The sequence below is a fragment of the Streptomyces sp. NPDC030245 genome, assembly GCF_055572995.1.
Window position 1 is genome coordinate 23992 of sequence record NZ_JBVICF010000021.1, and the last position, 7802, is coordinate 31793.

Annotated in this window: 5 protein-coding genes; all 5 read left to right on the forward strand. The window is 71.2% G+C overall.

What is annotated here, in order from left to right; genetic code table 11:
- Positions 1–52: 52 nt before the first annotated feature.
- Positions 53–1264: a methionine adenosyltransferase gene (gene metK / locus ACZ4Z4_RS38035; RefSeq protein ID WP_468338397.1), complete on the forward strand. Its 1212-nt coding sequence runs from the start codon at positions 53–55 to the stop codon at positions 1262–1264.
- Between the two features lie 558 nt (positions 1265–1822).
- Positions 1823–2806: a carbohydrate kinase family protein gene (locus ACZ4Z4_RS38040; RefSeq protein ID WP_468338399.1), complete on the forward strand. Its 984-nt coding sequence runs from the start codon at positions 1823–1825 to the stop codon at positions 2804–2806.
- Positions 2803–6306 (forward strand): methionine synthase, encoded by a 3504-nt coding sequence (gene metH, locus ACZ4Z4_RS38045; RefSeq protein WP_468338402.1) that lies wholly within the window; start codon positions 2803–2805, stop codon positions 6304–6306. Before ACZ4Z4_RS38040 ends, metH begins: the two co-directional genes overlap by 4 nt.
- Complete coding sequence (gene metF / locus ACZ4Z4_RS38050; RefSeq protein WP_468338405.1) at positions 6303–7208, forward strand: methylenetetrahydrofolate reductase [NAD(P)H]; 906 nt, start codon at positions 6303–6305, stop codon at positions 7206–7208. Before metH ends, metF begins: the two co-directional genes overlap by 4 nt.
- Positions 7186–7802 (forward strand): adenosylhomocysteinase (locus tag ACZ4Z4_RS38055; RefSeq protein ID WP_468338408.1); only part of this gene is annotated, 617 nt, incomplete at its 3' end. The genes metF and ACZ4Z4_RS38055, both read left to right, overlap by 23 nt.

Consider the following 7802-nt stretch of genomic DNA (forward strand, 5'->3'; position numbering starts at 1 on the left):
GCCTGAGTGCCTCCTTTAATTTCCTTTGTTCCTTCGCTCGCCCTGGAGAGTCATGTCCCGTCGCCTGTTCACCTCGGAATCCGTGACCGAGGGTCACCCCGACAAGATCGCCGACCAGATCAGTGACACCGTCCTGGACGCCCTGCTCGCCCAGGACCCCGCCTCCCGCGTCGCGGTCGAAACCCTCATCACCACCGGCCAGGTGCACATCGCGGGCGAGGTGACCACCGGCGCCTACGCCGACATCGCCACCCTGGTCCGCAACAAGATCCTGGAGATCGGCTACGACTCCTCGGCCAAGGGCTTCGACGGCGCCTCCTGCGGCGTATCGGTGTCCATCGGCGCGCAGTCACCCGACATCGCGCAGGGCGTCGACACCGCCTACGAACAGCGTGTCGAGGGCGATGAGGACGAGCTGGACAAGCAGGGCGCGGGCGACCAGGGCCTGATGTTCGGTTACGCCACCGATGAGACCCCCACCTTGATGCCGCTGCCCATCGAGCTGGCCCACCGCCTCTCGCACCGCCTGAGCGCGGTCCGCAAGGACGGCACCGTCCCCTACCTGCGCCCCGACGGCAAGACCCAGGTCACCATCGAGTACCAGGGCAGCCGGCCCGCGCGCCTGGACACCATCGTGGTCTCCTCCCAGCACGCCGCCGACATCGACCTGGACGACCAGCTCACCCCCGACCTGCGCACCCACGTCGTCGAGCACGTCCTGGCCCAGCTCGCCAAGGACGGCATCAAGCTGGACACCGACGACTACCGGCTGTTCGTCAACCCCACCGGCCGCTTCGAGATCGGCGGCCCGATGGGCGACGCCGGCCTGACCGGCCGCAAGATCATCGTCGACACCTACGGCGGCATGGCCCGCCACGGCGGCGGCGCCTTCTCCGGCAAGGACCCCTCCAAGGTGGACCGCTCCGCCGCCTACGCGATGCGCTGGGTCGCCAAGAACGTCGTCGCCGCGGGCCTGGCCACCCGCTGCGAGGTCCAGGTCGCCTACGCCATCGGCAAGGCCGAACCGGTCGGCCTGTTCATCGAGACCTTCGGCACCGCCACCGTCCCCCAGGCCGACATCGAACGGGCCGTCACCGCCGTCTTCGACCTGCGCCCGGCCGCCATCATCCGCGACCTGGACCTGCTGCGCCCCATCTACGCGCAGACCGCCGCCTACGGCCACTTCGGCCGTGAACTGCCCGACCTCACCTGGGAGCGCACCGACCGCGCCGAGGACCTGCGCAAGGCAGTCGACGCAGGCTGATTCCTCCCGCGCGCGGGCCCGCCCCGCACACCGCACCCCACCGGCACGGTGCCCGGCCGGGTGCCGCACCTGGTAGTGCGGGGCCCGGCTCCGGATGCGGTCCTGCCGGGGGCCGTGCCCGGGGTGGGGAGGGGCGGCCCCGCGGGCCGGCCCGCGCTGGGCGCCGCACCCGAGGGTGAGGGGCCGGCCGCGCACCGGCCTGCCCCGCGCCGCCCCGGCGGCGTGGTGCCCGGCCCCCGGGCACGGGACCGTTGTGCACCCCCCTCTACCCGGTGGTGCGGCCCCCCGGGCCCCGCGCGCCGTACCCGGCAAGGGCGGCGCCCGCCGCCTACCCGGCGGTGCGGCGCCGCCTCCGCGCCGCCCACCCCCCGGGCGCCATACCCGGCAAGGCGGCGCCCGCCCCCTCTCCCGCGAGCCGCCCCACCCCACATCCCACCCCCCGCCTTCCGCGGGGCGCCCCCTTTTTTTGCCGACGCGTTCCTCCCGACGCCGACCGACCCCGGCGCCAGCTCCGACCCCGGTGCCGGCGCCGACCCCAGCTTCAAGGAGTGCCTTTCCGTGCGTATCGCCGTGACCGGATCGATAGCGACCGACCACCTGATGGTCTTTCCCGGACGCTTCGCCGAGCAGCTGATCAAGGAACAGCTGGAGCGGGTCTCCCTGTCCTTCCTCGCCGACCGGCTCGAGGTGCGCCGAGGCGGCGTCGCCGCCAACATCGCCTTCGGGCTGGGCCTGCTCAACCTGAACCCCCTCCTGATCGGCGCGGCCGGCCGCGACTTCGCCGAGTACGACACCTGGCTGCGCGAACACGGCGTGGACACCTCCGCCGTCCAGGTCAGCGACACCCTGCACACCGCCCGCTTCGTGTGCACCACCGACCAGGACCAGAACCAGATCGCCACCTTCTACGCCGGCGCCATGGCCGAGGCCGCCCACATCGACCTGGCCGCCGTCACCGAGCGCACCGGTGCGCCCCGCCTCGTCCTGATCGGCGCGGACGACCCCGCCGCCATGCTGCGCCATACCGCCACCGCCCACCGCCTGGACATCCCGGTGGCCGCCGACCCCTCCCAGCAACTGGCCCGCCTGGACCGCGAGCAGGCCCGCCGCCTCGTCGACGGCGCCCGCTGGCTGTTCACCAACGAATACGAGGCCGCCCTGCTGATGGAGCGCACCGGCTGGAGCGAGGACAACCTCCTGGAGAGGGTCGGCACCTGGATCACCACCCTGGGCGCCGGCGGCGTCTCGCTGGCCCGCGCCGGCTGCCCCAAACTGCCCGTGCCCGCCGTCCCCGCCGACACCATCGCCGACCCCACCGGCGCCGGCGACGCCTTCCGCTCCGGCTTCCTGGCCGGCACCGCCTGGAACCTGCCCCACGAACGCGCCGCCCAGCTCGGCTGCGCCCTGGCCACCACCGTCCTGGAATCGGTCGGCACCCAGGAGTACAAGCTCATCCCCGCCGACCTGAGCGCCCGCATCGAGCAGACCTACGGCCCCGCCGCGGCCCGCGTCCTGGAGGCGCAGATCGCGAGGACCGCATGAGCAGCACCCCGCAGCAGCGCGCCACCGCCCTGCGCCAGGCCCTGGCCACCCGCGTGGTGGTGGCCGACGGCGCGATGGGCACCATGCTCCAGGCCCAGGACCCCACCCTCGACGACTTCCAGCAGCTCGAGGGCTGCAACGAGATCCTGAACGTCACCCGCCCCGACATCGTGCGCTCCGTGCACCAGGAGTACTTCGCGGCCGGCGTGGACTGCGTGGAGACCAACACCTTCGGCGCCAACCACGCGGCGCTGGGCGAGTACGACATCGCCCACCGCATCACCGAACTCTCCCAGGCCGGCGCCCGCATCGCCCGCGAGGTCGCCGACGAATTCACCGCCGCCACCGGACAGCAGCGCTGGGTGCTCGGCTCGATCGGCCCCGGCACCAAACTGCCCACCCTGGGCCACACCGACTTCACCACCCTGCGCGACGGCTTCCAGGCCAACGCCGAAGGACTCATCGCCGGCGGCGCCGACGCACTGATCGTGGAGACCACCCAGGACCTGCTGCAGACCAAGGCCTCCATCCTCGGCGCCCGCCGCGCCCTGACGGCCGCCGGCCTCGACCTGCCCCTGGTTGCCTCGCTGGCCTTCGAGACCACCGGCACCATGCTGCTCGGCTCGGAGATCGGCGCCGCCCTGACCGCGCTGGAACCGCTCGGCATCGACATGATCGGCCTGAACTGCTCGACCGGCCCGGCCGAGATGACCGAACACCTGCGCTACCTGGCCCGCCACTGCCGCATCCCGCTGCTGTGCATGCCCAACGCCGGCCTGCCGGTGCTGACCAAGGACGGCGCGCACTTCCCGCTGGATCCGGCCGGACTGGCCGACGCCCAGGAGAGCTTCGTCCGCGACTACGGCCTCTCCCTGGTCGGCGGCTGCTGCGGCACCACCCCCGAACACCTGCGCCAGGTCGTGGAGCGCGTGCGCGGCCTGACCCCGCCCGCCCGCACCCCCGCCCCCGAGCCGGGCGCCGCCTCCCTCTACCAGACGGTGCCCTTCCGTCAGGACACCGCCTATCTGGCGATCGGGGAGCGGACGAACGCCAACGGGTCGAAGAAGTTCCGTGAGGCGATGCTGGAGGGCCGCTGGGACGACTGTGTGGAGATGGCGCGCGAGCAGATCCGTGAGGGCGCGCACATGCTGGATCTGTGCGTGGACTATGTGGGCCGCGACGGGGTTGCCGACATGGCCGAGCTCGCCGGGCGGTTCGCGACCGCCTCCACGCTGCCCATCGTGCTGGACTCCACCGAAGTCCCGGTCATCCGGGCGGGGTTGGAGAAGCTGGGCGGGCGTGCGGTCATCAACTCCGTCAACTACGAGGACGGCGATGGCCCCGAGTCGCGTTTCGCGAAGGTCACCGCGCTGGCCAGGGAGCACGGGGCGGCGTTGATCGCGCTGACCATCGACGAGGAGGGCCAGGCCCGCACCCCCGAGCACAAGGTCGCCATCGCCGAACGCCTCATCGAGGACCTAACCGGCAACTGGGGCATCCAGGAGTCCGACATCCTCATCGACACCCTGACCTTCACCATCTGCACCGGCCAGGAGGAGTCCCGCAAGGACGGCATCGCCACCATCGAGGCGATCCGGGAGCTGAAGAAGCGCCACCCGGACGTGCAGACCACGCTGGGCCTGTCCAACATCTCCTTCGGCCTCAACCCCGCCGCCCGCGTCCTGCTCAACTCCGTCTTCCTCGACGAGTGCGTCAAGGCCGGCCTCGACTCCGCGATCGTGCACGCCTCGAAGATCCTGCCGATCGCCCGCTTCGACGACGCACAGGTCCAAGTCGCCCTCGACCTCATCTACGACCGCCGCGCCGAGGGCTACGACCCCCTCCAAAAACTCATGGAGCTCTTCGAAGGGGTCTCCACGAAGTCGATGAAGGCCGGCAAGGCCGAGGAACTCCTCGCCCTGCCGCTGGAGGAGCGGCTGCAACGCAGGATCATCGACGGCGAGAAGAACGGCCTGGAAGCCGACCTCGACGAGGCCCTTAAGACCACCCCGGCGCTGGACATCGTCAACAACACCCTGCTGGAGGGCATGAAGGTCGTCGGGGAGCTGTTCGGCTCCGGGCAGATGCAGCTGCCCTTCGTCCTCCAGTCCGCCGAAGTCATGAAGACCGCCGTGGCCCACCTGGAACCGCACATGGAGAAGGTCGAAGGGGCCGAGGGCAAGGGCACCATCGTGCTGGCCACCGTGCGCGGGGACGTGCACGACATCGGCAAGAACCTCGTCGACATCATCTTGTCCAACAACGGCTACAACGTCGTCAACCTCGGCATCAAGCAGCCCGTCGCCGCCATCCTGGACGCCGCCGCCGAGCACAAGGCCGACGTGATCGGCATGTCCGGGCTGCTGGTCAAATCCACGGTGATCATGAAGGAGAACCTTCAAGAGCTCAACCAGCGCAAGATGGCCGCCGACTACCCCGTCATCCTCGGCGGCGCCGCTTTGACCCGCGCCTACGTCGAGCAGGACCTGCACGAGATCTACGAGGGCGAAGTGCGCTACGCCCGCGACGCGTTCGAGGGCCTGCGCCTGATGGACGCTTTGATCGCGGTCAAGCGGGGAGTGCCCGGGGCGAGCCTGCCCGAGCTCAAGCAGCGCCGCGTGCCCAAACGGGACACGCCCCTCGTCGTGGAGGAGCCCGAAGGGCCCGCCCGTTCGGATGTGGCCGTCGACAATCCGGTGCCCGCGCCGCCGTTCTGGGGCACCCGCGTCATCAAGGGCATCCAGCTCAAGGAGTACGCCTCCTGGCTGGACGAGGGCGCCCTGTTCAAGGGGCAGTGGGGCCTCAAGCAGGCCCGCACCGGCGACGGACCCACCTATGAGGAGCTGGTGGAGAGCGAGGGACGCCCGCGCCTGCGCGGCCTCCTGGACCGCCTCCACAGCGACAACCTCCTCCAGGCCGCCGTCGTGCACGGCTACTTCCGCTGCGTGTCCAAGGGCGAGGACCTCATCCTGCTGGACGAGGCCGGCGCCGAACTCACCCGCTTCACCTTCCCCCGCCAGCCGCGCGGACGCCGCCTGTGCCTGGCCGACTTCTTCCGGCCCGAGGAGTCGGGGGAGACGGACGTGGTGGGGCTCCAGGTCGTCACCGTCGGCTCGAAGATCGGTGAGGCCACCGCCGAACTGTTCGCCGCCGACTCCTACCGCGACTACCTCGAACTGCACGGCCTGTCCGTCCAGCTCGCCGAGGCCCTCGCCGAGTACTGGCACGCCCGGGTGCGCGCCGAACTGGGCATCGCCCACGCCGACCCCGACACCCGAGAGGGCATGTTCCGCACCCAGTACCAGGGCTGCCGCTACTCCCTGGGCTACCCCGCCTGCCCCGACCTGGCCGACCGCGCGAAGATCGCCGCCCTGCTGCAACCGGAGCGCATCGGCGTGACGCTCTCGGAGGAATTCCAGCTGCACCCCGAGCAGTCCACCGACGCGATCGTCATCCACCACCCCCAGGCCAGCTACTTCAACGCCGGAGACCGGCCATGACCGCCCTGCGCGACCTCATCCGCCAGCCCGCCCCCACCTTCTCCTTCGAGTTCTTCCCGCCCAAGACACCGGCCGCGGCCACCGCCCTGTGGCGCACCATCCGCCGCATCGAAACCCTCGCCCCCGCCTTCGTCTCGGTCACCTACGGCGCCGGCGGCTCCTCCCGGGACCGCACCGTGGAGGTCACCAAACGCATCGCCGCCGAGACGACGCTGCGCCCCGTCGCCCACCTGACCGCGATCGGGCACTCGGTGGCCGAACTGCGCCACATCATCGGCCAGTACGCCGACGCGGGCGTACGCGACGTGCTGGCGGTGCGCGGCGACCCGCCCGGCGACCCGGGCGCCGACTGGATCCCCCACCCCGCCGGCCTCACCCACGCCCACGAACTGGTGCGCCTGGTCAAGGAGTCGGGGGACTTCAGCGTCGGCGTGGCCGCCTTCCCCGAACGCCACCCGCGCTCACCCGACTGGGACAGCGACATCCGCCACTTCGTCGCCAAGTGCCGCGCCGGCGCCGACTACGCCATCACCCAGATGTTCTTCCACACCGAGGACTACCTGCGCCTGCGCGACAAGGTGGCGGCGGCCGGCTGCGACACCCCGATCATCCCGGAGATCATGCCGGCCACCGACGTGCGCCAGATCAGCCGCTTCGCCCGGCTCAGCGGCGCCGCCTTCCCCGAAGCGCTGGCCCACCGCCTGGAGGCCGCCCGCGACCATCCCGCCGACGGCCACCGCATCGGCGTGGAGCACGCCACCGCCATGGCCCAGCGCCTGCTGGCCGAAGGCGCCCCCGGACTGCACTACATCACCCTGAACCGCTCGACGGCCACGCTCGAGATCCACCGCAACGTCACCACCTCAAGGAGCACCCCGCATGACCTCGCAGCCCACCACTGACGGCCACGACTTCAAGGTCGCCGATCTGTCCCTGGCGGCGTTCGGCCGTAAGGAGATCACGCTGGCCGAGCACGAGATGCCCGGTCTGATGGCGATCCGTAAGGAGTTCGCGGCCTCCCAGCCGCTGGCGGGGGCCCGCATCATGGGGTCCCTGCACATGACGGTGCAGACCGCCGTCCTCATCGAGACCCTGGTCGCGCTCGGCGCCGAGGTGCGCTGGGTGTCCTGCAACATTTTCTCCACCCAGGACCACGCGGCCGCGGCCATCGCGGTGGGCCCCAACGGCACGCCGGAGGACCCGCAGGGTGTGCCGGTGTTCGCCTGGAAGGGCGAGACGCTGGAGGAGTACTGGTGGTGCACGGAGCAGGCGCTGACCTGGCCGAACACCCCCACCGGCGGCCCGAACATGATCCTGGACGACGGCGGGGACGCCACCTTGCTGGTCCACAAGGGCGTCGAGTACGAGAAGGCCGGCAAGGTCCCGGCCCTGGAGACCGCCGAGAACGACGAGCACCGCGTCATCTTGCAGGTCCTGCACCGCACCATCAGTGAGGGCTCGCAGAAGTGGACCCAGCTGGCCTCGGAGATCCGCGG

Bases quoted from the DNA above. Each gene is read 5' to 3' on its own strand.
- metH (WP_468338402.1), top strand. From the start codon at position 2,803: ATGAGCAGCACCCCGCAGCAGCGCGCCACCGCCCTGCGCCAGGCCCTG.
- metF (WP_468338405.1), top strand. From the start codon at position 6,303: ATGACCGCCCTGCGCGACCTCATCCGCCAGCCCGCCCCCACCTTCTCC.
- metK (WP_468338397.1), top strand. From the start codon at position 53: ATGTCCCGTCGCCTGTTCACCTCGGAATCCGTGACCGAGGGTCACCCC.